General features: G+C 41.2%; 28 protein-coding genes. 9 read left to right on the top strand and 19 right to left on the bottom strand.

Going from position 1 to position 25,494, the window contains the following annotated elements; genetic code table 11:
• Positions 1–38 precede the first annotated feature (38 nt).
• Positions 39–317 carry a phosphoribosylformylglycinamidine synthase subunit PurS gene (gene purS / locus AACX33_RS20970; RefSeq protein ID WP_006197636.1) on the bottom strand — a complete coding sequence of 93 codons (279 nt, stop codon included), beginning with the start codon at positions 315–317 and terminating at the stop codon, positions 39–41.
• A gap of 145 nt (positions 318–462) precedes the next feature.
• Here purS and AACX33_RS20965 point away from each other — a divergent pair, with 145 nt between their 5' ends.
• Entirely contained in the window at positions 463–870 is a 408-nt protein-coding gene (locus tag AACX33_RS20965) for a Fur family transcriptional regulator (RefSeq protein WP_194001848.1), read from the top strand.
• Between the two features lie 83 nt (positions 871–953).
• Here the strand turns inward: AACX33_RS20965 and AACX33_RS20960 are convergent, their stop codons facing one another.
• Positions 954–1,955, bottom strand: coding sequence for an SPFH domain-containing protein (locus tag AACX33_RS20960; RefSeq protein ID WP_194001850.1), 1,002 nt, complete (start codon positions 1,953–1,955; stop codon positions 954–956).
• Between the two features lie 325 nt (positions 1,956–2,280).
• The gene (locus AACX33_RS20955; RefSeq protein ID WP_194001852.1) at positions 2,281–2,712 is read right to left on the bottom strand and encodes an NfeD family protein; all 432 of its coding nucleotides are present in this window, start codon (positions 2,710–2,712) and stop codon (positions 2,281–2,283) included.
• A 239-nt stretch (positions 2,713–2,951) separates the two neighbouring features.
• Here AACX33_RS20955 and AACX33_RS20950 point away from each other — a divergent pair, with 239 nt between their 5' ends.
• Together AACX33_RS20950 and AACX33_RS20945 are read left to right on the top strand one after the other, a co-directional pair.
• Positions 2,952–4,904, top strand: coding sequence for a protein phosphatase 2C domain-containing protein (locus AACX33_RS20950; protein WP_194001854.1), 1,953 nt, complete (start codon positions 2,952–2,954; stop codon positions 4,902–4,904).
• Positions 4,905–5,168: 264 nt separating this feature from the next.
• On the top strand, positions 5,169–5,441 hold the full coding sequence (locus tag AACX33_RS20945) for a ferredoxin-thioredoxin reductase variable chain (RefSeq protein WP_194001856.1): 273 nt from the start codon (positions 5,169–5,171) through the stop codon (positions 5,439–5,441).
• Positions 5,442–5,446: 5 nt separating this feature from the next.
• Here AACX33_RS20945 and AACX33_RS20940 read toward each other — a convergent pair whose 3' ends face one another.
• From AACX33_RS20940 to AACX33_RS20915, 6 genes are all read right to left on the bottom strand, one after another.
• Complete coding sequence (locus tag AACX33_RS20940; RefSeq protein WP_194001858.1) at positions 5,447–5,668, bottom strand: hypothetical protein; 222 nt, start codon at positions 5,666–5,668, stop codon at positions 5,447–5,449.
• Positions 5,669–5,747: 79 nt separating this feature from the next.
• A complete protein-coding gene (locus AACX33_RS20935) occupies positions 5,748–6,539 on the bottom strand; it encodes a YdcF family protein (protein ID WP_194001860.1) in 792 nt (263 codons plus the stop codon).
• Between the two features lie 66 nt (positions 6,540–6,605).
• A complete protein-coding gene (locus AACX33_RS20930; protein ID WP_194001862.1) occupies positions 6,606–7,109 on the bottom strand; it encodes a hypothetical protein in 504 nt (167 codons plus the stop codon).
• A gap of 24 nt (positions 7,110–7,133) precedes the next feature.
• Positions 7,134–8,663 carry a bifunctional aminoglycoside phosphotransferase/ATP-binding protein gene (locus tag AACX33_RS20925; RefSeq protein ID WP_194001864.1) on the bottom strand — a complete coding sequence of 510 codons (1,530 nt, stop codon included), beginning with the start codon at positions 8,661–8,663 and terminating at the stop codon, positions 7,134–7,136.
• A 294-nt stretch (positions 8,664–8,957) separates the two neighbouring features.
• The gene (rplY, locus tag AACX33_RS20920) at positions 8,958–9,257 is read right to left on the bottom strand and encodes a 50S ribosomal protein L25 (protein WP_194001866.1); all 300 of its coding nucleotides are present in this window, start codon (positions 9,255–9,257) and stop codon (positions 8,958–8,960) included.
• A 45-nt stretch (positions 9,258–9,302) separates the two neighbouring features.
• Positions 9,303–10,646, bottom strand: coding sequence for an adenylosuccinate synthase (locus AACX33_RS20915; RefSeq protein ID WP_194001868.1), 1,344 nt, complete (start codon positions 10,644–10,646; stop codon positions 9,303–9,305).
• Positions 10,647–11,110: 464 nt separating this feature from the next.
• Between AACX33_RS20915 and AACX33_RS20910 the strand changes: the two genes are divergently transcribed.
• On the top strand, positions 11,111–11,740 hold the full coding sequence (locus tag AACX33_RS20910) for a Uma2 family endonuclease (protein WP_194001870.1): 630 nt from the start codon (positions 11,111–11,113) through the stop codon (positions 11,738–11,740).
• A 34-nt stretch (positions 11,741–11,774) separates the two neighbouring features.
• On the opposite strand, the gene AACX33_RS20905 is transcribed toward AACX33_RS20910, so the two are convergent.
• Complete coding sequence (locus AACX33_RS20905; protein ID WP_194001872.1) at positions 11,775–12,962, bottom strand: PIN domain-containing protein; 1,188 nt, start codon at positions 12,960–12,962, stop codon at positions 11,775–11,777.
• A 146-nt stretch (positions 12,963–13,108) separates the two neighbouring features.
• The gene (locus tag AACX33_RS20900) at positions 13,109–14,320 is read right to left on the bottom strand and encodes a hypothetical protein (RefSeq protein WP_194001874.1); all 1,212 of its coding nucleotides are present in this window, start codon (positions 14,318–14,320) and stop codon (positions 13,109–13,111) included.
• 171 nt (positions 14,321–14,491) lie between these two features.
• Between AACX33_RS20900 and AACX33_RS20895 the strand changes: the two genes are divergently transcribed.
• The 3 genes from AACX33_RS20895 to AACX33_RS20885 all read left to right on the top strand — a co-directional run bounded on the left by AACX33_RS20895 (position 14,492) and on the right by AACX33_RS20885 (position 18,154).
• Complete coding sequence (locus AACX33_RS20895; RefSeq protein ID WP_194001875.1) at positions 14,492–15,535, top strand: adenosine deaminase; 1,044 nt, start codon at positions 14,492–14,494, stop codon at positions 15,533–15,535.
• Positions 15,536–15,843: 308 nt separating this feature from the next.
• Positions 15,844–16,920, top strand: a complete 1,077-nt coding sequence (locus tag AACX33_RS20890; protein WP_194001877.1) for a hypothetical protein — start codon at positions 15,844–15,846, stop codon at positions 16,918–16,920.
• 154 nt (positions 16,921–17,074) lie between these two features.
• Entirely contained in the window at positions 17,075–18,154 is a 1,080-nt protein-coding gene (locus tag AACX33_RS20885) for a tetratricopeptide repeat protein (RefSeq protein ID WP_194001879.1), read from the top strand.
• Positions 18,155–18,217: 63 nt separating this feature from the next.
• Here the strand turns inward: AACX33_RS20885 and AACX33_RS20880 are convergent, their stop codons facing one another.
• A complete protein-coding gene (locus AACX33_RS20880) occupies positions 18,218–18,553 on the bottom strand; it encodes a rhodanese-like domain-containing protein (protein WP_194001881.1) in 336 nt (111 codons plus the stop codon).
• A gap of 149 nt (positions 18,554–18,702) precedes the next feature.
• On the opposite strand from AACX33_RS20880, the gene mutL reads away from it, so the two are divergent.
• Positions 18,703–20,385 carry a DNA mismatch repair endonuclease MutL gene (mutL, locus tag AACX33_RS20875; protein WP_194001883.1) on the top strand — a complete coding sequence of 561 codons (1,683 nt, stop codon included), beginning with the start codon at positions 18,703–18,705 and terminating at the stop codon, positions 20,383–20,385.
• 130 nt (positions 20,386–20,515) lie between these two features.
• Here the strand turns inward: mutL and AACX33_RS20870 are convergent, their stop codons facing one another.
• Together AACX33_RS20870 and AACX33_RS20865 are read right to left on the bottom strand one after the other, a co-directional pair.
• Complete coding sequence (locus AACX33_RS20870) at positions 20,516–20,842, bottom strand: helix-turn-helix domain-containing protein (RefSeq protein WP_194001885.1); 327 nt, start codon at positions 20,840–20,842, stop codon at positions 20,516–20,518.
• A complete protein-coding gene (locus AACX33_RS20865) occupies positions 20,839–21,213 on the bottom strand; it encodes a type II toxin-antitoxin system RelE/ParE family toxin (RefSeq protein WP_194001888.1) in 375 nt (124 codons plus the stop codon). Before AACX33_RS20865 ends, AACX33_RS20870 begins: the two co-directional genes overlap by 4 nt.
• A gap of 288 nt (positions 21,214–21,501) precedes the next feature.
• On the opposite strand from AACX33_RS20865, the gene menH reads away from it, so the two are divergent.
• Entirely contained in the window at positions 21,502–22,317 is an 816-nt protein-coding gene (menH, locus tag AACX33_RS20860) for a 2-succinyl-6-hydroxy-2,4-cyclohexadiene-1-carboxylate synthase (RefSeq protein WP_194001950.1), read from the top strand.
• Here the strand turns inward: menH and AACX33_RS20855 are convergent.
• The 5 genes from AACX33_RS20855 to AACX33_RS20835 form a co-directional block, all read right to left on the bottom strand.
• Positions 22,306–22,746: a type II toxin-antitoxin system PemK/MazF family toxin gene (locus AACX33_RS20855; protein WP_194001890.1), complete on the bottom strand. Its 441-nt coding sequence runs from the start codon at positions 22,744–22,746 to the stop codon at positions 22,306–22,308. The two genes, menH and AACX33_RS20855, sit on opposite strands and share 12 nt — an antisense overlap.
• Positions 22,740–22,982 (bottom strand): AbrB/MazE/SpoVT family DNA-binding domain-containing protein, encoded by a 243-nt coding sequence (locus tag AACX33_RS20850; RefSeq protein ID WP_194001892.1) that lies wholly within the window; start codon positions 22,980–22,982, stop codon positions 22,740–22,742. Before AACX33_RS20850 ends, AACX33_RS20855 begins: the two co-directional genes overlap by 7 nt.
• A gap of 196 nt (positions 22,983–23,178) precedes the next feature.
• The gene (locus tag AACX33_RS20845; protein ID WP_227789210.1) at positions 23,179–23,835 is read right to left on the bottom strand and encodes a glycoside hydrolase family 24 protein; all 657 of its coding nucleotides are present in this window, start codon (positions 23,833–23,835) and stop codon (positions 23,179–23,181) included.
• Between the two features lie 134 nt (positions 23,836–23,969).
• The gene (locus AACX33_RS20840; protein ID WP_194001894.1) at positions 23,970–24,629 is read right to left on the bottom strand and encodes an NAD(P)H-binding protein; all 660 of its coding nucleotides are present in this window, start codon (positions 24,627–24,629) and stop codon (positions 23,970–23,972) included.
• Positions 24,629–25,363 carry a hypothetical protein gene (locus AACX33_RS20835; protein WP_194001896.1) on the bottom strand — a complete coding sequence of 245 codons (735 nt, stop codon included), beginning with the start codon at positions 25,361–25,363 and terminating at the stop codon, positions 24,629–24,631. Before AACX33_RS20835 ends, AACX33_RS20840 begins: the two co-directional genes overlap by 1 nt.
• Positions 25,364–25,494 lie beyond the last annotated feature (131 nt).

Here is a 25,494-nt window from a genome sequence, read left to right as displayed (position 1 = left end):
TTCATCTTCTCCCGTTCTCCCTCATTCCCCAACCCCTGTTAAATGACTCCCGTTTGTGTTTCCACCTCTATCAAATCAAAGCGATAATTTTCAATCACCGGATTTGCTAGCATTTGGTCACAGATACGTTCAAGGTCTTGACGCGCTTTAATCTCTTCAGTCGAAGTGATGGTTAGTTCAATGTACTTACCAATCCGCACCTGTTCAACATTGTTGTATCCCAGCTGCTGGAGACCGGATTGTACAGCCACACCAGCAGGGTCTAGAACTGAAGGACGAAGCGTCACGAAAATTTTAGCTATATACTTCCTTTGCACAGGCTTTTTGCTGAATGCTGCGATCGCTATACTATAACTTTCTGCCCCAACTGAGTGAAAATAAGATGATGAAGCGGTTACAGTTAAGTAATTAGTTAGCCAATATAACAGCTTCTACTACAGTGGCGAATTTAAATAATTATCTATGAGAGCCATACACACCCGCAGTCAAGAGCGGATTTTGAGCCTACTGAAAACCATCCAACAAGGTATTTCTGCCCAAGATATTTACGTAGAATTACGGAATCGAAATCAGAGCATGGGTTTAGCAACGGTTTACCGCTCCCTAGAGGCCTTAAAACTAGAAGGTATGGTGCAGGTCAGGACTTTGGCTAACGGTGAAGCCCTCTATAACCTAGCCCAACAAGACAAACACCACCTCACTTGCCTCCAGTGTGGCGTTTCAATTCCGATTAATCAATGTCCCGTTCATAACCTAGAAGGCGAGTTGGAATCCAGCCACAAGTTTAAAATTTTTTACCACACACTGGAATTTTTTGGTTTGTGTAGTCAATGCCAAATCAATCAAACTGCTGGTGTAGGTGTACATTAAAAAAAATTATGAGTTAAAAGTTATTAATTGCAAAATTTTAACTTTTAACTCTGTTTATGACAGACGTGATTGATCACGCTTTTTTAGCTTGAACGTTTCTGATTTCCCCCTGATGCCTCACCGCCAAACAAAGGGTTAGCAGAACCATCAGAAACAATAGAACGCATCCCTTCTAAAGTAGCAGGAATACTGCGGGGGTCCATAAACATCACCTTACTGCTGTCACTACTGCCAATCTTCGTACCCATTTCCAAATAATTTTGGGCAAGTAAAAACTGTAATGCTTCTTGTGCGCCTGGTTCAGCATTCAGAGTTTTGGTAATGATTTGCAGTGCTTCTGATGTTGCTTGTGCCTTCAGAACCTGTTGCTGACGTTCAGCTTGAGCTTGCAATACAATAGATTTTTGTTGCGCTTCAGCATGGAGAATCGTGGATTTTTGCCGAGCTTCAGCGTCCAAAATTTGCGCCTCAGCCTTACCCCTAGCGCTATTAACAGCAGATTCCCGTTCACCCTCGGAAGTGAGAATTGCCGCCCGTCTGCGCCGTTCTGCCGCCATTTGCAACTCCATTGATTCTCGCACCGTCTGGGATGGCACAATATCTCGCAATTCCACCCGCGTGATTTTTACGCCCCAAGGATCAGTCGCAATATCTAACTCACGCAATAACATTTCATTGATTTGAGAACGGGCGGTAAAGGTTTTATCTAACTCCAGTTGTCCCATTTCCGAGCGAATTTGAGTTAGCACCAAGTTCGTCATGGCTGCGTGCAGATTTTCTACCTTATACCAAGCTTTTGCCATATCTACAATCTGCCAGTAAACCACCGCATCAACTTCAATACCCACGTTGTCGCGAGTAATACATTTTTGGGGAGGAATATCTAAGACCTTTTCGCGAATGGTTTGTTGGTAGACGATTTTATCTAAAAAAGGGATGACAAAATTCAGCCCTGGCCCCAGCTTTTGGTTATAGCTACCCAATCTTTCTACTAAGACTTCATTACCTTGATTGACAACTTTCACAGATCCTGCAACCGCAGAACCACCAAGCGCCAAGAAGATGAGTAATATAAATTGCTCCATTTATTTATTCTCCTAATTTCTGAGTAATACCTATGAAACAGGGAATGGGGACTTGGAAGAGGCAGAGGAGCAGGGGGCAGGGTGCAGAGGGGAGTAAATTGGACTTGTACCAAAATCCTTCTCCCTTTCTCCTCCTCTTCTTCTATACACAGTCCTGCCTGTCTGCCTTTGAGCCTGTTTTGCCCCCTAAATTCCCCTAGTTTGGGGGACGAGTGAAAATTCTTGTTCCCCCATAATTGGGGGTTAGGGGGCGATTCGATCACTTGTGTGTACACCGTAGCTCTTCTTCTAGGGACTGGGGACTAGGATTTTTGACTCAGCACACTCAACGCAAGAGATAATCTGGCATCACAATCAAGGTAGTGCCTTCTCTTCTGACTACATAAACTCTTTGATTGGGTGCTACGCTGAGTTGTTCGTCGTCACATTGTGCGCGCCAAGAATTGCCCTCGTATAGTACCCGCCCGGATTGCCCAGCCGGGATTTCTGTTAAGGTTTCGGCTAAAACTGTATCCTGCATTTTCGACTTGCGCCGGCGCGGTTGCAAAAACTTCCGAGAAAGCAAAATCAAAGCTGTGGAAAGCAGTAACCAAACCGCAACTTGCAGCCATAAATTCCCCAAACCCACTACAGACAGTAGCGCCACGATCAAGGCACTAATTCCCATCATGAATTCGACAAAAGCCGATGGTAAGAACAGTTCTATTAAGCACAGAACAGATCCTGCCAGTAGCCATATTAAGGTATAACTTGGCATAGGCATAGCGCCATCCTAGACTCTACATTCATCTAAATGTATTTCTGAGATTAGATACACCCAGACTGTGACCGTTTACGGAAAATCAAACTTGATCTTTTGAGGATCATGTTTGATTAACTTCAGTAACAAGCTGTAATCATGGGTACAGGAATCCAGTCTATTCTAGCGTTCACCTCTTTGAAACTTAAATTTAATCGAAATTCACAAGTTGGTTTATTTTTTGACTTTATACATTCATGATTTCGACACAGCGAATAATTTATTGCGTCAATCCAGGCTGTACTCACCCCATTAATCCTGTGGGGGAGAGTGTTTGTGCAAGTTGCCAAACTCCTTTAGTTCACCGCTATCTCTGGGCTAGTGGTTCCTTAGCAGCTGCCATTTTACCCAAAACTAAAGTGCTAGATAGGTATGAGGTGATCACACCGCAGGTTTGGTTAGATACTCAGCCGGGGTTACCGCCAACAGTTCCTGAAGAGTTACCAAAAGAGGTTATCCCTTATTTAAGGCTATACCAAGAGCGTTTGCACCTACCGGAAGTGTATGGCTTGGTTTACGCCGCAGAAGCAGGTGCAGATGATATCCTCTTGCTGGAAAATGTGCCGATAGATGAGACAGGAAATCTTTACCCCAGCATTGCGGAAGCATGGGAAAAAGCCACGGCGGTGAGACAAGTTTACTGGCTATGGCAAATTCTCCAACTGTGGAAACCTTTATCAGAGTTAGGAGTTGCCCATAGTTTACTGATGCCAGATAATTTGCGATCGCAAGGTTGGTGTGTCCGACTATTGGAACTTCACCACACAGCAGCTACTCAGAAACCGAGTTTGGCTGATTTAGCTCAATCTTGGCAGCCTTGGGTGGCATCTGTAAATACCCCAGTATCCCAAGAATTAGAAAATATCGTGCAACAGATGTGTAGCACTGAGATAGAGTTAAAAACCATTTCTACTCAACTCAATACCTTATTACTTGCAACGGCGGCAGAATTACCATTCAGCCTGAAAGTGGCAGGGGCAACCGATGTTGGACCCCAATTGCGGCAAAATGAAGATAATTGTTATCCGATGGCTACTAGCGACCTAGATGACCCCATACTGCCACGATTGACGATTGTTTGTGATGGCATTGGTGGACACCAAGGCGGTGAGGTTGCTAGTCAATTGGCTGTACAGTCACTGAAATTGCAAATCCGGGCGTTGTTAACGGAAGTAGAAGCACAAACTGAACCAGTTCCGCCTGATTTATTCCAAGAACAACTAGAAGCCAGTTTGCGGGTCGTGAATAACGTCCTATGCGCTTGTAATGACGAACAGAAACGCCAAGGCAGAGAACGCATGGCCACAACCCTGGTGATGGCAGTACAAGTGCCGCAACGAGTGCCAACGACCTCTGGATGGCAATCAGATAATGCCCATGAACTTTATTTAGCTAATATTGGCGATAGTCGTGCTTATTGGATAACTCCCAACTACTGCCAGTTACTAACAGTAGATGATATTGTGGCGACGCGAGAAGTGCGTTCTGCCCGCAGTCTATATCGTCCAGCGCTAGAGAGAATAGATGCAACTGCCCTCACCCAAGCATTGGGGACAAAAGATGCCGAATTTCTACACATTGTAATTAAACGCTTTATTGTGGAAGAAGACGGAGTATTGCTGCTGTGTTCGGATGGTTTAAGTGATCATAATTGGGTAGAAAAATCTTGGCAGGATTATGTCATCCCTGTATTAGCAGGTCAAATTTCAGTTGCAGATACTGTCAGCAATTGGATTAATTTCGCAAATGAGAAAAATGGTCATGATAATACTTCTGTCGTGATGACTCTTTGCCGAGTATCCAGAGAATATTTAGTGCCAGTCACTCCATTATTGCTTCCTGAAGAACCTGAAAAACTTGAAGAACTTGAAGAACCTGAAGAAGAATCTTCCTTGGCGGAAAGTTCCCAAGCACTACTGGATTTGGATTTGACACTTGATAATCTGCCAGATTCACCCATCCCTACCCCAGTCAAATCACCAATTCAGCGTAAACCTGTGGTGCTAATTGGGGGATTATTGGCTGTGCTGGTAGCGGCTACAAGTCTGGGATTATTGGCTTGGTGGGAAGTTAATCCGCAAGGATTTCAACAGATATGTCGGCAACTTCCCCAAAGAATCCAACCAATATGTCCCAAACCAAGTAAGTAGAGAGTCTGACAAATGACAAATGACAAATGACCAATGACTATTTGTTGTAGAATTAAATTTGTCGTCGAAGCGCACAGCAAAACAAAAGCGGGTTTTTAACTATCCGAATGTCGCTGACTAACCACTATTAAAGCCTGCATGGGCAGGCTTGGTTTGTATAGCAGTTACAGAGGCAGAGGCGTAAAACAAAGCTTCTGTCCCTATGGGAGCTTAAAATTTACTGTTACAAACAGTTGATTTTTCAAGAAAGCAGTTCAGTGAGGAATGCAGGTGGAGATGCTTGTGGAACAGCAAAAGCTAGATATAAATGTTGCTATGAAAGTTGGCGATCGCGTCCGTGTTAAAGAGTCGGTTGTAGTATATCATGAGCCTGATCATCGCGGTCAGGCTTGTGACATCAAAGGTACAGAAGGTGAAGTCATCGGTATTGCTACTGAATGGCAAGGTAGACCAGTCAGCGCTAATCTGCCAATTTTAGTCAGGTTTACTAAAAAATTTAAAGCTCATTTACGTGAAAATGAGCTAGAAGTCATTTAAATGACTCACGAGCGGCGAAACCACTGGAAAATATTTAGTTCGCCGCGCATTTTTTCCAAGTCTTGGCGATGCTGTTCTGCCGTTATTTCATACCACTGGCAATAATTCTCAAACTCTGAGCGGGTGTGAACTTCTTGGTAGAATTGATAAGTTATGTGGTAGTTAGCAAAGGTTTCCTCAACTTCAAATTGAGGCGCTGGCATAATATAAGGTAAATTTTTAGACATACTTTTAATATTTATCAGCTATTTAATGAAATTATAGACTGGACAAAATCCTTGCACAGAAGCAATGAATCGCGTCTTTTCACAGCCAACCGCGCCAACTATAGACAAAACTGCCAATGTATTCTTTGAGGGCGCTAGTAAATTGATGTAGGTTATTGGTGTCAGGTAATAAATTGAGGATAGCGGCTTTGGGAGTACTGCTGAGTTCTTGCAGTTCACCTTGACTGACGAGAAAATCAGTAGGAGCAGCAATCACATCCATACCTAGACGCTGGAAAATTTTCAGCGATCGCGGCATATGCATTGCCGAAGTCACTAATAATACTTTACCAATTCCACGAGATGCTAAAATTTTCTGGACATTTACCGCATTTTGATAAGTATTCAGAGATTCCGGTTCCTGGATAATTACCTCAGAGGGAATACCAAGAGATGTGAGGATATCTGCCATATCTGCCGATTCTGGGTTACCACCACCACGCCAATCGATACGTCCTCCACTGAGAATAATCATGGGGGCTTTCTGTTGGCGATATAACTGCGCTGCATAAATGACGCGATCGCCTGCTTCACTTAAATCCACAGTCGGCCGGGGCGGATAGGCTGATTTCGTCGCCCCACCTAAAACGACAATGGCCTCTGCATTCGGGACTGGGCTAGGAGGGAGATGTTGCCATTCCAGCGATCGCACCAAGGATTTCGCCACCCAACCATTACTGGAAACCAGCAATAAAGTTAAAGCCAAAGAAATAGCGATCGCTGCTATGCGTGGTCGTTTCCACAACGTTACCAAAGCCACAATCAAGCTGATACTCACTACTCCCAGAGGATAAAAAAATAGTGGTAGTAACTTAGAAAAATATAAAAACATATTCAGTATCAGGTTTTTGCTGTAATTACGAATTACGAATTACGAATTACGAATTACGAACTATCCTCACCTTTCCCAAAACCTAAAATTGACACTTCCCGAAGCTCGACGATAACGACGAGTCAGTTTTCTTCTCTGCTGTTTGGTGATCCTTTCTCTAGGAGTTTCATTTATCTCTATGTCTAAAGCTTCCAGTGGTAGCTGAGTTTGCACTGCTTCCTTGCTTCCCCACCAAGCCGTAATCCAGCCGCCACCAACAGCCGCGATTGCACCCAGCAAGATACTTAAGGGTGGAGAATAGCCCAAAAATACAAAGCCTAACAGAAAAAATAACCAGTATTTTAGTCCTGCGTCGATACCATCAGATGAGGCTACAGTCGTTTCCTGGGCGCTATTTTTACTGGAATTTGTGAACCAACCTAAGAAGAAACCAGCAATAATGCCGAGGAAGATACTCAGGGGTAGTGAAAACCCCGCCAGCATCAATATTAATACTAAAAATCCCCCAAATATGAGTTGAGAAAAGAATTCTGGCGAGATGGGGGGTAAACCTTGATTGTTTGGTGCCATAAGGTCATAAATACTATGAAGTACTTATTTTAGTTGTGTCTGTGGTGGTTGAGTTGTATCCCAAATTTGCACATAGGGTTTTTCCTCTGCGGTAAATGCTTCGGCTTGCTGAAGTTGCGATGTTAATAAATCGACTGTAGCATCAGCAATATCACCCGTGCGTTTAGCCAGACGCTCTTGCACAACTTCTAAAGGTGCTGTGCAGTAAATAATTTGCAGGGGAAGCTGAGATTTTTCTGCTTGAGCGATCGCTTCTTGTCTCAGTTGTTCCTTATCATACTTGGCATCTAAAATTACATTAAAACCTTGCTTCGCCAGCATAATACCCAAATCCAGCAATCGGGCATAAGTTTTTTGGGTCATCTCAGGGGTATATAAATCATCCCCACCACGTTCCCAAAGAGAAATTCCCCCCAAATGTTTCCGCACTGCATCGGAGCGAATTTGAATAGCCTTGAGTTCACGGGCTAAATATTTAGCCGTGGTAGACTTTCCAGAACCCGACACCCCAGACATTAAAATCAGTTTTCCGGCTTTGGGTTTAGTATACTCCCAAGCCTGGTGGTAATATTCTGCCGCCGTTTTTGCCGCCTCTGCCTTAGCTGTTGCTGGCACACCGGGGTCATCTAACAGAAATGAAGTCACCTTTGCCCTCACATAAGCCTGACGGCTTAAATACAAAGGTAGTACCTGCAATCCTTCCCAATCGCCAGTTTGCTCAACGTAGGTATTCAAAAACGCATTAGCCAAATTAGGGCTGTGTCGCGCCTCTAAATCCATCACCGTAAACGCCACATCATACATGACATCGACAAAGCGAAACGGCTCGTTAAACTCAATGCAGTCAAAAAGGGTAATTTTATCATGCCACAGAGCAATATTTCTCAGGTGTAAATCACCGTGACATTCGCGAATATAGTTATTTTCAACTCTGCTGGTGAATAATTCTGGACGCTCTAAAAAAAAGTTGTCTGTATATTGCTTTGTTTCCTGAAACTGTTTCTGTGTTTGAGGGCCACCAATATACTTTTCAGTTTGTTGGTAATTCTCATCAATTGCTGCCCGTACCTGCGGCACTTCGCCAAAACTGCGAATATAATCATCAGTTGCAGATTTCCCGTGGTATTGCGCCACGACTTGCCCCAAATCCTCTAGGTGAGTCTCATTTAACTTACCTTGCTCAAATAGTGTACTAAATAGCAACTCTTGGGGAAACTGGCGCATTTTCAGGGCATATTCCACAGCCTTTCCGGCTCCCCCTAGATGATGTTGCTCATCGACCATCGTCACAGGCAATACTTCCAAATACAGTTCAGCAGCGCCGCGTTGATTCAACCGCAATTCTTCCTGACAAAAATGTTTGCGTTTCTCTAAGGTGGAAAAATCCAAAAAGCCAAAATTTACTGGTTTTTTCAGCTTATAGGCGTAATCTCCCGTGAGTAATACATAGGAAATATGAGTTTGAATCAGTTGAATTGGTTCTGTAACTGCATGGGGATAAAATCCCGGCTGTAACATCTGCTGAATTAAAACTGGAAGATTTACTTCTGTCATAAAAAGTTGGGATTGGATACTTACAGATATTGAAATAAATCCCGCAGGATTCACGCATTGTACAAGGTCACAGACAAACTTATAAACCCATCGTCTGACGCTTATATCGCTGTGGAGTAGAGAGTAGGGAGTGGGGAGTGGGTTAAAACCCTTTTGGTGTCTAAGTTTGATTATCCGTTGATGTCTTAACCTCCTTGGCGGTTGCTATAACAAAAAACCAGGGTTTAACCCCTGGTATAATCAACAATTATCACAAATTTTTAAGTTGCGAGAAAGACAAATTCAACGTCTGTATTAGTCTTTAGGAGATGCAAAAAAGCTCAGATGGTAGATAAAGCCTTTAGCTGGATGGGATTGAACTTCTCTGAGTACAGTGGTACCTGTCCATTCCAGTTCAGGGATATTCAGTTCAATCTCTGTTTTGTTAACATCAGCTTGTTTGAGCATACGCTCAACGGTTTTAGCGTCAACTACTAGAGAAATTGATTCGGCACCTTTGTGACCGTACAAATTGGCAGGGATAAAACCAGAACGGCGTAAAGCATTGGGCTTACTACCTTCTGGTCGCTTTTGAGATTCGACTTTAATAGCCATACAAGTTGTTAGTTATCAGTTATCGGTTATCAGTTGTCAGCACATCTAAGCACTTAGCAAAGAGGCGGGTGTACCGTCAGGATGCAATAAGGCACGTTTTGGCCCGTGAATTGGGTCTTCAACGATGATAGTTTGATCGCGACTAGCTCCTAAAGAGACGATCGCAATGGGAACTTCCATCAATTCGGCTAAGAATTTCAGGTAGTCTAGTGCTTGCTGTGGCAAGTCTTCCAGGGTACGACATTCGCTCGTCGATACCTGCCATCCTGGGAGGGTTTTGTAAATCGGGCGACATTGAGCAAACCGCCGGGAACTAGTGGGGAAGTGTTCGCAGCGATCGCCATCTATTTCATAGGCGACACAGACTTGAATTTCCTCTAATTCGTCGAGAACATCGAGTTTGGTAAGGGCCATACAGTCCATACCATTAATTCGCACGGCATAGCGACCGATAACAGCATCAAACCAGCCACAGCGCCGCTTACGTCCTGTAGTTGTGCCAAATTCCGCACCGCGATCGCACAATAATTCTCCCACTTTTCCATGCAATTCTGTGGGAAAAGGCCCTTCTCCTACCCGTGTGGTGTAGGCTTTTGACACTCCAATCACCCGATCAATCATTGTCGGTCCTAGACCCGTACCCACGCAAGCCCCACCCGCTACCGGGTTAGAAGAGGTGACATAGGGGTAAGTACCATGATCTAAGTCCAGAAGCGTACCTTGTGCGCCTTCAAACAAAATATTGCGCCGCTTCAGGATGGAATCATATATTTTTAATGATGTATCAACCACGTAAGGCCGTAAGCGTTCGGCGTAACCAAGATATTGCTCAATTACTTCTTGGGGATTTAAAGGCGGGAGGTTGTAAAGTTTTTCTAAAATTGTGTTTTTATAATTAATCGTCCATTCCAACTTTTCACGTAGCGCTTCCGGGTCCATCAAATCTAAAATTCTGATGCCTGTACGCTCTGATTTATCAGCATAGGTGGGGCCAATGCCTCTACCTGTGGTGCCGATTTTATAACTTCCGCGTCGCTCCTCTGATGCCTGGTCAATCAACCGATGATAGGGCATCGTCACATGGGCTGTCTCAGATATTAACAGCTTGGCAGTAGAAATATTTAATGCTTCTAGTTGATCGAGTTCTGCGATTAATACCTGTGGATCTATGACTGTTCCACAGCCAATAATACACTCAGTATTTGGGTACAGAATACCAGAGGGGATTAAGTGCAGCTTAAAGGTTTGACCTTCGACTACTATGGTATGTCCAGCGTTCACTCCCCCTTGGTAACGTACCACCACATCTGCGGAGCGGCTGAGTAAATCTGTTATTTTACCTTTTCCTTCATCGCCCCATTGGGCACCTATGACAATTACGTTAGCCAAGAGATTATCTCAAAGGGTAAAGTTTCCACAAATTACAATTTTTACCAGATTACATGGTCTTTGTCAAGTAATTGGCTAATCATTGCTGTGACCACCACTAAATGGTACTGCGAAACTAGAGGGATGCGATCGCTTTTAGCGGGCGCTCCGCGCCATCGCCGAAGGTGGGGCTTTGCCCATCGCTACGCCTACAATTGTTAACGGACTTCCAAATAAAAAAATCCCCAATTTGTAGGGTGGGTTAGGACGATAATCCGTAACCCACCATAAAGTTAAGGAATAATGGTGGGTTACGCTGCGCTTTAGCGAAGCCATGCCCCTTGGGCTATACCCACCCTACAATTTTTGGGTAATTAATGTTTTGGTGTTCCCTAATTCATCAGACAAAATAGCTGATCAAGATTTCGATAAATGAGTCAATATTTAAGTAGGGCTAATTGCTGATTTACAGGAGTCAGAAAATTATGATAGCTGTGAAAAATCGAGCCGATAGAGTCGTACTTTACAACATTAGCTGGCAACAGTTTGAAAACCTTTTGCAGGATTTAGGAGAAAGTCGTGCAGCCAGAATAGCTTATGATTGCGGAACTTTGGAAATTATGACCCCTTTACCAGAACACGAACACTATAAAGAAGTAATTAGTGATTTAGTTAAAGATATTGCTGATACCCTTGATTTAGATTATGAAAGTTATGGTTCAACTACCTGGAAGCGAGAAAGCCGCATGGCTGGTTTAGAACCAGATAATTGTTTTTATGTCCAAAATGAAGCAGCGATTAGGGGTAGGTTAGATTTAGATTTACGCCAAGACCCGCCCCCAGATTTAGCATTAGAAATTGATGTTACTAGTAAATCTTTAAATCGATTTCCCATTTATGCGCGGTTGGGTGTTCCTGAAGTTTGGTGTTATGACTCAGGAGAATTGAAGATTTATCTCTTGCAGAATGACGAATATATAGAATCTCAAACAAGTTTAGTTTTTCCTAGTTTACCAATTCGGGAGTTACCCAGGTTGATTGAAGAACATCGCACCGAGGGGAGAAGGGCGATGAGAAAAGCGGTAAGAAGATGGGTAAAATCTGTGTCAGATTAGACGCTAAAACGTGAATTGACCAGAGAATATTTTGTTAAGGCAATTTATAATCATCTGGATTTAAACCTAATTCTTTTAAAGGCTTTAATCGAAGCGATTCTTTTAGATTTAAACGAAGGTCTTCAGTTATAGGTTTTATTAACTTATCCAATTCTGCAAAAGTTATTAACTTATCCAATTCTGCAAAAAGTAAACGGCTTGGTTCAGTTATAGGGGTTCTTAACTTATCCAATTCTGCCAAAAATAAAGGGCTTGGTGCAGTTATAGGACTTATTAACTTATTTAATTCTGTTATATTTAAACGACGTGCTTCTGATATCAGATTGACATAATTTGTATTCTGTTCCCTAATTTCTCTAGCTTCTTCAATGACTTCTGGCTGTTCTGGAAGCTTTAAAAAGTCTTCTGCATATTCTAAAAATTTATCAGATTGATACATATAAAATTTAACGCCAGCTTCAGTTAGCATTTCTTGTACTAACTCTGGTCGGGGACTGATAGTTTTCCCATTATGCTCTAACCACCAATCTTCCTTTTTATCATCTGTCACAAAAATGATAGATTTGTTCTCGGTTTTTGCATGGTCAATTAATTGTAACCAAAGTATAGGATCGCCATATCTATCTGGTATTGGTTTATCCTTAATATCTTTATAACCTGGAGGTATTAAATCTTTAAATCTCTGTTCGGCTTGTTTATAAACCTCCTTTAATTTATCTTGGCAATATGGTTTACCAACCCTACCATCTATAATGTCTATTAATTTATTCCACAATTCTTCATCTTTTACCAAATCTGGATGTTCTTCTTGTGTGACTTGCAAATCTTTTTTAACTTTAGCTATTGCGACTTCAATAGTTTCTATAATTTGACTTACATCAATATAAGGATGATTTTTATAATTTTTAACTAATTGATCTTTTAATGAGCCTATATTTAAATTACCATCCAATATCTTTTGGATTTCTTTGTAAGCTCCAAACTGTTTAGATATCACAGTTAACTTGTTTTTATGGATTTCATAAGCAACTTGATGAGGAATCCATATCCTTTCCTGAAGCTTTTGGAGAATATCAAATAATCTTTCTCTAGTTTTAGGAGAGTATCTATAGATATGAAGCAAAACGTTGGTATCAAAGGAAAAAACACATTCCTTCCATAGTTCAGTAAAATCTTCCTCTGTAGGTTGATAATAGCCAGGGAATAAATCACGTACATTCATTTTTCAAGAATCACTTAAGCTATTTTTAAAGTTGGGTGCGTATCCATACAAGGATAACACGCAACCTTAAAAATAGAAGTTCTGCGACAATTCCTCTTTTTCGCTCATTCCTTTACGTTTCTTTATGAGAATGTAATCAAACACTTTTAAGGTACTGGAACCCACACACCAGAATCTAAAAACCGAATATCATTGCCCGCCAGATTCACATTATAAAACCAGGCAGCACTTGCCCATGAAGGATTTCCACTAGGAACATTACCGCCAAAAACATTAACTTCCCATCCGGCTTGAATTGACTGGCGACAACTTAAGTTTTGGTTATCAATATTCAAACAACCATCAAAAAATTTGGGAGTTGTCGAGTGCAGACCAGTCATATTTTCTGAGACCTTTGCCCGTTTAGCTGCCTCTTTATTGATGGCAGTTACTAATGAATTAGATAAACTCTGCATTCCATCAGGTATGGGGGAAAAATTGGGGTTTGAAATTGCGGGTTTATGAATATAGTAAACATAGCGATTAGCACCGCTAATAACAATCATTTGCCAACCTACTTGTTCTATATCTTGACAAATCCCCATTTCTGGTCTTGTCGGTCTTATACCTGTACCCTGACACCAATTCCATTTTATAGCCTTAATACTTTCAACTCGCAGGTTAGAATTTAAATTATCATGGCGACTCACAACATCTTCTAACACCTTCTCGCCAATATTTCGGGGCATTTCTGCTGTTTCTGAGGGCAGAAACAAACTTAAATTTCCATAATTCAAATCTTGTCCATCAAGTCCCAGAAAGAATGGTTTCTCTCTACCTTTTACAAGAATACGCCATCCTAAAATTGACTGGACTTTGCAAGTAGTATTGATAGGACAGGCCGGAAGACCTTTGCTTAGTTGTGCGGCAATAATAGAAATATTGTTGGGTTCTAGGGATAATCTTGTGGATAAAGCTGAGAGAATAGTTTGATTTAAACTGGCAGTGGCATCCAGGGTAATAAATCCATTATTAGTCACATAATAAACCCAATTTTCACCTTGACCATTCATCGTTACACGCCAGCCAGAATAGGATTTAGCTGAACAAAGTTGAGTCGGAATCACGCCTGATTTATCAGTTAAACAGTCTTCCCAAGTAGCTATTTCAGATTTTGTTAGTTTGAGGAGTTCGCTGTTAATTTCCAATTGCTGCGCCATTTTCTCCCGCACTGCGGTTTCTAGGTTTTGAGGGAGATTTTTTGGCGTAGTAGCCACCTCTGCTTTAATAGAATTCTGGGGCTGTGTTGTTGCGTGAAAAATTAGGCTGCTGATGCCAAGTAATCCCAACACACCACATAAAAGTATTTTGGCTTTCATGAATTTTGCGGTAAATAAACGGTAATCACCTAAATTTAGTGACTTTGTGATTAATTTGACTCAATTTAGCCGATTTATGTTTCTGATACCCAAAAATTAGTACAAAGTAGAGATTTTTTTATTTATGGCTTTTGTTACAATTAATGAACTTTATATTTACAAAATACCATTATGGCGTTATATGCTGAGTTACATAGACATCTGGGGGGTTCCGTTGTTCCCCGCGTTTTGTGGCGATACTTTGAGCGCCATGCGACCGATTTAATTTCTCGTTTTGCTGAATATTCAGACTTTGAGGACTTTTACACCCGTCCTCGCAATACTTTAGATGAGTATCTAGAATTACATACTTTAGTAGAAAGTGTCCAAACTGTAGAAACTTTACCCTACTTTATTTATCGCTTGTTGCGCGGTGCTTATATCTTTGAAAATTTGGCATATTTAGAATTACGCTATACACCATACTTACGGACACCAGAACATCTGAGTCAAACCCAAAGAATTGACAAGATGGCAGAAATTGTGGAGGTGGTAGGAAAAGCTAGTCATTTACCAGAATATCCCATTGTGACTAGCCAAATTCTCTGTATGCACTCGCGTTTACCTTATGAGGTGAATCGGGCAATAATTGAGTTGGCGGTGCAGAATAAACAGTACGTTTGTGGGATTGATGTGGCTGGTGGCGATCGCTATTATGAAGAACGTCTAGAAGAATGGATTAGCTTGTATGATTATGCGCGATCGCAGGGCATCAACACAACTGGACACCTTTACGAAACCACAGATGGCTGTTACCCCAGACTCTTACCCTACCTGATGCGAATTGGTCACGGTATCCAAATTCCCCTGTTATCTCCAGAATTATTAACAGATATAGCTAGACGGGGACAGTGTTTGGAAGTTTGCCCCACAACTTACCTGAAAACAGGTACTTTACAGGATATCCGGCAACTGAAATTAGTTTTTGATCGTTGTTTTGCAGCTGGGGTAGATATTGCGATTTGTACTGATAACGCTGGACTGCATAATATGCGCCTACCCTTTGAGTACGAGAATCTCTTGACTTACGACATCATTAATTTTGAACAACTGCAAGCTTGTCAAAATGCAGCTTTCCGTCATGCTTTTGCTTGGCCTCACAATCAACCACCTGCATCTATATTAAACAGACTACTGAAACCTGAACTTCCGAAAGTTTTAGCAATCACAGATTAGGTTACAAAAATTAAGTTATTTATTCTGTGGGGTGAGGATGCTTATCCCACAATTAAACTTTGGATATTTTTAAGTCCTAAATAAATTCGGCGTTGCTGAGTCATGTCATTAAAAGAGGTCTTTTCCACAGTTAAGGATATGGCAAAGTTTTAAACGCAGAGTTACGCAAAGTTAACGCGGAGGTACGCAGAGTTTTTTTGAGTATTCACAGTATGTGTTCATTCAATCTGGCAATTTCTCCTGGACGACACTGATACGTCAGAGTAAGCTAGGTTACAACAGACTTAGATTAGAACTCTCTACGTCATATGAAAATTATTCAAGAAAATGATAGTCAGATGACTCTGCGCCTACGTCCCTGGCTCCTGTGGATTTTTGGCGTTATCTTAACTAATATTGGTTTGTCAGGAGCAGTTTTATGGCCAAAAGTACATACTTTCACTTGTCGCCGTGACACCACTGCACCAGCAATTTGCCAAAGTTATACCACAGGTTTATCTTCATCAGACCAACAAGTTGTATCATTAAAGGATATTCAAGGCACAAAAATTCACACTGTCAAAGGTAGTAAAGGCAAGCGGAGCTATCGGTTACTGTTATTAACAAACAAAGGTGAAATTTCCCCTATCTCCATAGATATTTCTGACCAGAGAACAGTCAAAAACTGGGTAGAAGAAATAGAAGTGTTCCGCAAAGATACTCAGAAACAGAATCTATTAATTGAATATGATAATCGGTTTTCTGATTATTTATTTGCTGGTCTATTTACATCTTTGGGTTTGGTCTTAGGACTTGTGTTAGGAAAAGTTTTTGTTTGCAAGATAGACAAGTCATTAGGAAAATTAACTTTAGAACAATATGGGTTACTAGGTAATTCTCAAGCAGAATATAGCACTAGTCAAATTCGTGGCGTAACTGTACAAAAAACAAAGAGTAGCAAAGGTAGTAGAACCTATAGAATAGCTCTGTTTATGTACTCAGGGGAGTATATACCATTTACTTCTTACTACACTTCGGGATTCCGTTATCACCAGCAAATAGCTGATCGCATTAGCGAGTTTCTTGATTTAGAACCTATGAGAGAAAATGACGATATGATGTCATTTAAAAAAGTATTTTCCACAGTTCAAGAAATATCAAAAATGGTATTCATGACTCGTCAAAAACGTGAGGCTGAACTTCCCAGTTTACAACAGGCAGTCATGAATAATCGCAATGATGCTGAAGCGAATTTTCAGTATGGTCTTTCTTTATATATTCTAGAGAGATATCAGGAAGCGCAACCTTTTTTAGAAGAAGCAAAACGACTTTTTGTTTTGTCAGGTCAATACCAGAGAGTTGACAAAATCGATGGTTTTTTACAATCGCTCAATCGAAAATTATGAGTTGTTAAATGCAGAGTCAACCTGGAGGTACGCAGAAGTTTTTTGAGTATTCAAAGTTTGAGTTGATTGAATGTTGCAATTTCTCCTGGAAAACACTGGTGACATCAGCGTAAACTAGATTACAATAAATTTAGAATACAACTCTATATCTAATATGAAAGTTGTTCAAGAAAACCATAGTCAGATGACTCTACGCCTACTTCCCTGGTCTATGTGGTTATTCGGTGCTTTCTTAACTAGTGCTGGTTTGATATTCGCAGGTTTAGGAGTAACAGAAGAAACTTTTAGCTGTCGCCGTGACACTACTGCACCCGCAACTTGTCAACTTTCTAGCAAAGGTGTACTGTGGTCAAACCCAAATTACGACGTTTTCCCTCTAAAGGATATTCAAGGAACAAAAATTGATAATTTTACAGATTATGAAGATCAGCGTAGATATCGGTTACTCATATTAACAAATAGCCGCGAAATTTCCCCTATTAATACAGATTTTTCTGCTCAAAAAAGAGTTAGAGAATGGCAAGAAGACATTGAGTTATTCCTCAAAGATACTCAGAGACAGAATTTAGTAATTGAATATAATAATCGATTTTATATTTATGTGATTGCTGTTGTCCTCACAGTTGCGGGTTTGGTAATTGCAGTTATATTCAGCAAAGTTTTTCTTTGCAATATAGACAAAACATTAGGAAAATTGACTTTAGCCAAATATGGTTTAGTAAGTGGTTCTAAAGCAGAATATAAAATCTTTGATATTCGTGGCATAACTCTACAAACACCAGAGGACAATAGCGAAGGTATTGCAGCCTATAGAGTGGCTCTAGTTATGAAATCTGGGGAGTATATACCAATTATTTCTAACTACAGTTTCGGTGCGAAAATCCTTCAACAGCAGCAAATAGCTGATCGTATTAGCCAGTTTCTCAATTTAGAATTTATTCAGGTGATGTCAGTCCCAGAAATATTTTCTACACTTGAGGATATACCAAGACTGTTATCAATGAATCAGGAAGAATGTGACGCTAAACTTGCATATTTGCAACAAGCGATTATGAATAATGGCAATGATGCTGAGGCAAATTATCTGTATGGTTTGGCTTTGGGAGCATTACAGCGATATCAGGAAGCTCAACCTTTTTTAGAAGCAGCAAAACGACTTTTTGGTTGGGAAGGGAAAAAGCAGAGAGTTCAAGAAATCGATTCTCTTTTAACTTCGCGAAGTCAAAAATTATGAGTTGGGAAAAGGGGGAGGTACGCAGAGGTTTTTCAATTTAGAACTTATGCAGTCGTGGCAGTTTTAAGCAGCTACGCCTTCTGTAGCACCACCAACTGTTTTCCAGGCTGTTAAACCGCCTCTGAGTACACTGGCATTAATAAACCCAGCTGCTCGTAATAATTGCACAGCATAGCCTGCTTGTGTGTCGATATCCCCATAGATGTAAATCTCGCGTTCCTTGTGTAGTGCAGATTTAGCGCGTTCTACTAACTCATCTAAGGGAATTGGGATAGCCCCAGTGATGCGATTGTGATTGTAAGTGTGGCGATCGCGCACATCTATGATTGTAAACGCTGGTTGACCCCATTCCAGACGAGACTTTAGATCATGAACTTCAGCAACTAGATCACTACTCATAAACTTTTCTCGCTGATAACCTCACAAGCAATCTATCAAGAATTCCCAGAGAATCTGAGTTTCTTTACAATTAATCAAAAATTCTCTGCAAGTGTAAATAAAAATGCTTATCCTATGCAGTGGTTGGCTATTAGCCTAAACTGTAATTTATGGCATCTACTATTCAAGCTCTACCGACAGAAGTCGTATATCTGATTACAGCTGGAGAGGTAATCGACTCTTTAGCTTCTGTGGTGCGGGAATTGGTGGAAAATTCCCTAGACGCAGGCGCAACCCGGATTGTAATTTCACTTTGGCCGCAACAGTGGCGCATTCGCGTTGCAGATAACGGTTGCGGAATGGACGAATATGATTTGCAACAAGCCGCCCTGGCCCACAGTACCAGTAAAATTCGCTCTAGTGAAGATTTATGGAAGATTCACAGTTTGGGGTTTCGCGGTGAAGCGTTGCACAGTTTGACAACTTTGGCAGAATTGGAGATTTTGAGCCGTCCACCGGGCGGAAACGTGGGCTGGCGAGTTGTTTATGGTGATGGTGGTAAAGCTGTAGAATTTGAAGCAACTGCGATCGCACCTGGTACAGTAGTCACAGTTTCTCATCTCTTCGGTGATTGTGTCGTGCGTCGTCAAGGTTTACCCACAGCCGCCCAGCAAATGAGAGGCGTACAATTAGCAATTCAACAAATAGCCCTGTGTCACCCTGATGTGACTTGGCAAGTTTGGCAAAATGACCGCCAATGGTTCACCATTTCCCCCGCCGCCTCAACTGGACAACTCCTACCGCAAATTCTCCCCCAGGTGCGACAAGGTGACTTAAACGAAGTCAAACTAGAAGTACCCAACCCCCAAAATTCAGAACTCCCAACTTCCCACGCAGCACTCAATTTAGTGGTGGGATTACCTGATAGATGTCATCGCCGCCGCCCTGATTGGGTACGGGTAGCGATTAATGGACGCATGGTAAAATCGCCAGAATTAGAGCAAACGATTTTATCAGCATTTCACAGAACATTACCACGCGATCGCTATCCTGTTTGTTTATTAAATCTGGACATTTCCCCTGACCAAATTAACTGGAATCGTAATCCCGCCAAAAGCGAAATTTACCTCAATGAAATTGGTTATTGGCAAGAACAAATTACCCAAGCAATTGACCAAGCACTCCGCATCAGTTCAGCGAATCTCAAAGAATCTGTCCACACAACCAGAGTGAGTAAATTACTCAAAGCCGCAGAAGCCAAAGGCGGTTATCACGTTAATTCTGAGAATACCCCTGAAGATCATAATACTCAGCATTCATTAAAGGCGATCGCACAACTGAGCAACACCTATATTGTGGTAGAACATCCAGGTGGGATGTGGTTAGTAGAACAACATATCGCCCATGAGCGAGTTTTATATGAGCAAATTTGTGACAATTGGCAACTTGTACCCATTGAACCGGCAATCATTCTTTATCAACTGTCATCAGCGCAAGTATCACAACTGCAAAGAATTGGTTTAGATATAGAACCCTTCGGCGAACAACTTTGGGCAATTCGCACCATACCCGCACTTTTGCAACAGCGAGAAGACAAAGCAGACGCAATATTAGAACTCAGTTGGGGAGGAGACTTACAAGTAGCCCAAGTAGCCGTCGCCTGTCGCAGTGCTATTCGTAATGGTACACCGATGAATATGCCAGAAATGCAGACATTATTAGATCAATGGCAACGGACTCGCAACCCCCGCACTTGTCCCCACGGTCGCCCCATTTATTTATCCTTAGAAGAACCAGCTTTAGCCCGATTTTTCCGGCGTAATTGGGTAATTGGTAAAAGTCATGGTATTTGAATTTGGGAATTGTGTGAATGACCGCACAGAGTAAAGTCTCTGAGTTTGAAATAGATTAACCTGCAAGCTGCTGTAAATCCTGGCTTGTTCTAAAAAAGATCCAATATGGCTTTTATCCTTTTATCCAGCCTTATAGCGATATCACAGTTTCAGCAGTCTGGTCTGGCGTGTGACGAGAACGAAGATGTAAGGTGATTTCCGTATCGAGTCGCTTGAGGAAAATGAGGAGTTTGCCCTCACTGAACCGTTGAAACTCTCCTTTCATCAAATGAGATACTTCTGGCTGGGGAATACCGAGAAGTTCGCTGATTTCACGCTGTTTCAGGTGGCGTTGTTTCAGAAGGCGCAGTACCTGAATCCCTATTTTGCCCCGCGTAAAAAGTTCATCCGCATCTGACAAACCGAGGTCAGCGAATACATTGCCACTGCTTTCTTCAAAAAAGGGTTCCTGTGTCATTGTTGTTTCTCCCTTGCCACTGCGTCCTTATAGCGTTGTTTAATCAGGTCAACATCAGCCTGTGGGGTTTTAATTCCTTGCTTTGATTTTTTCTGAAAAGCGTGCAGGACATAGATTTTCTCTCCAATCTTTACCGCATAGACTGCCCTGTAAGTATCCGTATCGTAACGTTTGACGATTTCATACACGCCACTTCCAACACCTTTAAAAGGCTTGGCATCGATTGGTGTTTCCCCTGCTTGCACCAATTGCAGCGCATAGCCTACTGATGCACGCACGAATTCAGGAAATGAGCGGATATTTTTGAGAGAGTCTCCCATCCAAACCAAAGTTCGTAAAGGAATTTCTATAATATCCTCATCATTGTCCATCTTATATGAAATTTCCTATAAAACCAGTTAGACAATAGCATGAAATGTCCCCCGCGCGACCTCAGAGGTAAGTTTTATGTCCAGTTAATTTCGGTATAGACATAGTATAGACGTTAGTGCAAACTGCCGTTGATGGTTGACATTGAGTGAAAATCTGGGACTGGGACGACTGGACAGCAGCGTTGATATTACTCTTTGGTCATTGATAGCAATGCTTGAAGAAGGGGGATAATGAGTCAGTCAGCAATATATGTAAGTATTTTCTGTAATTCATCATTTTTGTATTATATGCTTTTAAATAATTATAAATTTCATTATTCTTTAATTAACAACCCAAACAAACCAGTTATTCTATTCCTGCATGGTTTTATGGGTAACATTAATGAATTTGACGAAGCCATAAAAATCCTAGCTGAAGAATTTTCTTTTTTAACAATTGACCTCCCAGGACATGGCAAAACTCAAGTAATGGGTGGGGATGAATACTATACAATGGCAAATACTGCTAATGCTGTGATTAACTTAATAGACGAGTTAAAAATTCAGCAATGCTTCTTAGTTGGTTATTCAATGGGTGGAAGATTAGCCTTATATCTTACCCTGCATTTTCCAGAGCGTTTTACTAAAGTTGTCCTAGAATCAGCATCTCCAGGTTTAGCAACAGAAATAGAACGGTTAGCAAGAGTTAAAAGTGATGCTCAAATAGCTAGAAAATTAGCAAGAAGTATTACCCAAGCAGATTTTACTACTTTTTTACAAAATTGGTATAGTCAGCAAATCTTTGGCTCAATTAAAAATCATCCCCAATTTGAAATTATGTTAGAAAGTCGGTTGCAAAACAATCCAGTTGAATTAACTAAATCATTGCAATTCATGGGAACTGGAAATCAACCTTCTTTATGGGAAAAACTCAACCAAAACGTCACACCTTTGCTATTATTAGCTGGGGAATATGATCAAAAATTTATAGATATCAATACAGCAATAGTTAAAAAATGTCACCTTGCCCAGCTAAAAGTAATTAATCATGCTGGGCATAATATTCATTTGGGAAATACTCAAAAATTTGTGAAAAATATAAAAAATTTTATCTTATATAATTAAAGTTTCGAGTTTTGCCTGTACTTCTTCTATTAAATCTTGTCCAACACTTTCAACAAATTTTACCTTTCTAGCTTTCCAATCAAATGTTTTAATTTGGTCGGCTAACACAACTCCTTTTGTTTGCATTTCTTCAACAAGTGGAACTTCAAAATTAAGCCCTTTTGAAGTGCTAGTTATGGGACAGGCTAAAACCAAAGAAGCCATTCGATTGTATTTAATTGGAGATATTACCAAAACAGGACGGTAGCCAATTTGCTCACGCCCTTGTTGTTCTAGTTCATTGTTTAATGTCTTAGCAATATCCTCAAATGGCATTCCTGACGCTTGAAGAGCAAATACACGCCGAATCAAATCAGCCGTAAACCGCACGGCTCCAAATTCTAATTTGATAATGTCTCCTCTGTCAGGAAAGTACGGTTTAACTACCAATCTTCATTACCCACAGTATTTCCAGTTTCAAATTCAGGATGAAAGTTATCAGGAGTCATACCTTCCAGCAACTCATCAAGGGTATATTTCTTGCGTTTTTGTGGTAAAAGTACAATACTATTACCTTCAACACTAAAATTTATAGCTGTTCCTTCCGTTACCTGTGCTTGTTCAGCTACAGCTCTGGGAATCCGGATAGCTAAACTATTTCCCCATTTAGCAACAACTGCTGTCATAGCTATCTCCAAATATTTTCTGAAAAGTCTACACGCCTGAATCTAAAATTTTCGGAGTGAAACACTCTCAAGGATTTTGCCTGACGTATATACTTTGAATATACTTATTTAATGAGTTAGTGTCAACAACCCATGCAAAATTCCCCTTCTTCTCTATAACTCTGTGTTCTCTGCGCCTCTGTGGTTAATTAAAAACTCAACGCTGGGGGGTCGTAGTTGCAGATGCTGGTTGATTAGTAGCCTTTAATTCCTCTTTCAACATTTTCGCATAAATGTTCGGCAAAGAATTACTAATGGAATTAGTTTCTATACCGTATCCCAGACTTGTCCAAGTGGGAGAAAGTCGCCGCAAAACATCATTAATTTTGCCCTTTTGCAATAATTGAGAAATATCAGTTCCCCAAACCTTTGAATCATTCAACCAACGGTAAACCACCACATCTTGATACTCTGCTTCAAAACTATAAGCAGACCAAAACATCATCTGCATGGGAGGGTGAGGATGATAGCGAGGGGCGATTTCAAACCAAGTATTATTGATAATTTGATATCTACCAGCCGCAGTCGAACAATTTCCCTTATTTGGCCCTGTGACAATAGTGACGCATATCTCCGGATGACGACTGAGGTTATTGACCTGCTGACCACCATACAAAAGAGAATAAGGACGATTACCATTGGCTTCACTGGCTGAGATGGTTCGCATCAAAGCGCGGATATGAGGATCTCCCCCTTGCATGACCAAGGGCGGTTGTTGGACTCTAAATACAGGATCGGTAGGCGATCGCAATGTACCATGTATGTACCATTGCAACAAACAGATAAAGCCGAGAAGTGCGGCGATGGGGCCAATTAGAGGCTCAATGCCTTTGAGTTTAAAGTCTTTCAGTGTCAGACTCCTTCAAATTCGCTCTTCACTAACAACAATAATTGACGCACTTATTTCGGCAAAGTTCACAAAGAAAGTGCCATATTCTGAATTATCAATTAAGCCACATTAGCAAATAGTTCTCCCAAGTCTTTCGCGGTAGCATCTGGTTTAGCCACAACCTCAACAACTTTATTCCGCGCATCTGGCTCAAACAGAGACTCAACAGCAACCTGGGCGACTTTCTGTCGAGGAATACTACCATCGAACAATGTATCAGCACTCTGCATGACGATCGCATCAGAGTTATCTTCATTTTTCAAACCACCAGGGCGGACAATGGTATAAGTCACGCCGCTTTTTTGAATGTATTCCTCTGCTTGTTTTTTCCACACGAGAATCAGCCAAAACAAGTTCAACGGATGGAATAACTGGGAAACACACAAAGAAGAGACAAAGACAAAATGCTCAATTCCCTTAGCCTTAGCCGCATCAACTAAATTTTTAGTCCCTTCAAAATCCACTTGATAGGGGCCAGTGGGGTCAAAACTAGGTTTTGCACCAGTGGCGCACAATAAAACTGTACTATCTCCTAAAGCCGCATTCAGGCTTTCTGGTTTTAAGACATCGCCCACAACTAACTCAGCCTCAGCAGGTAAAATAGCCCTAGCTTTCTCGATATCTCTTACCAAAGCCCGAACGGGAATATTTCGCGCTATTAGTTCTTGGACAATTCGGCGACCTGTCTCACCTGTTGCTCCGGCTACAAATGCTTTCATCAGTGTATCTGGGGTTGAATATTTAACTCTAATGCTAACTGCTGGCGCATTTCTTGGAAAGGTTGGTTCCACACAGGGCTAGTATCCCAATTCCATGCTTCCACTGGGATAAGTTTTTCTTTGGCTAGAGAAGTTAGCAGCAGGCGTTCATCTTCTGGTTCACGGGAAAAATCGAAGGGATTACGGTATCCTGTATTCCCCAGGTTATAGGATGTCACCTGACCATAATTAATCCGTTTAACAAGTTTTTCACCCTTGATCAGCAAATAGTCTAAAAAAACCAAACTAAAAGGCTCTGAATCTGAGCGAGTTTGTGGTTCTTTTTGTACCCATCTTGCCCAATCAAACCCATAGATAAAATCGTGAACGTAGCGAAAGCGAATTTCTTTTTTAATGCCGAATAACTCTATGAGCAAGACCATTTTCTTACCAAAGCATTCTAAAAAAGCAATAGCACCTTCTTCTGCTACTAAAGCCTGTCTGACCATACTACTCACCATAAAATCAAAATCCCAGAAGATATTTTCTGGGAAATTTTGCACCTGGGCATAAACTATCAGTTCCAAATTATCCCGCATGGTGATAATAATTTCCTGGTCTGTAATACTGGCAGTAATTAAGTTTTCCAGTTCTACAAAACTGGTGATTAAAGTCTTGTCAGGATTGAGACTTAATAGCTTAATAGATTGTTGGGCTAAAATTTCGTCAAGGGATTGAAAAAGGTGATTTGTCATTAGTCATTAGTCATTGGTCATTTGTCATTGGTCATTGGTCATCAGTCATTAGTCATTAGTCATTAGGAAGTTACCGTCTTCTCCCCCCTGCTCCCTGCTCCCTGCTCCCCTGCCTCTTCTCCCCCCTGCTC

Origin of the sequence: Nodularia sp. LEGE 04288, assembly GCF_963896525.1 — a bacterium.
Classification (GTDB): domain Bacteria; phylum Cyanobacteriota; class Cyanobacteriia; order Cyanobacteriales; family Nostocaceae; genus Nodularia.
This window is presented reverse-complemented; position numbering and strand designations above follow the sequence as displayed.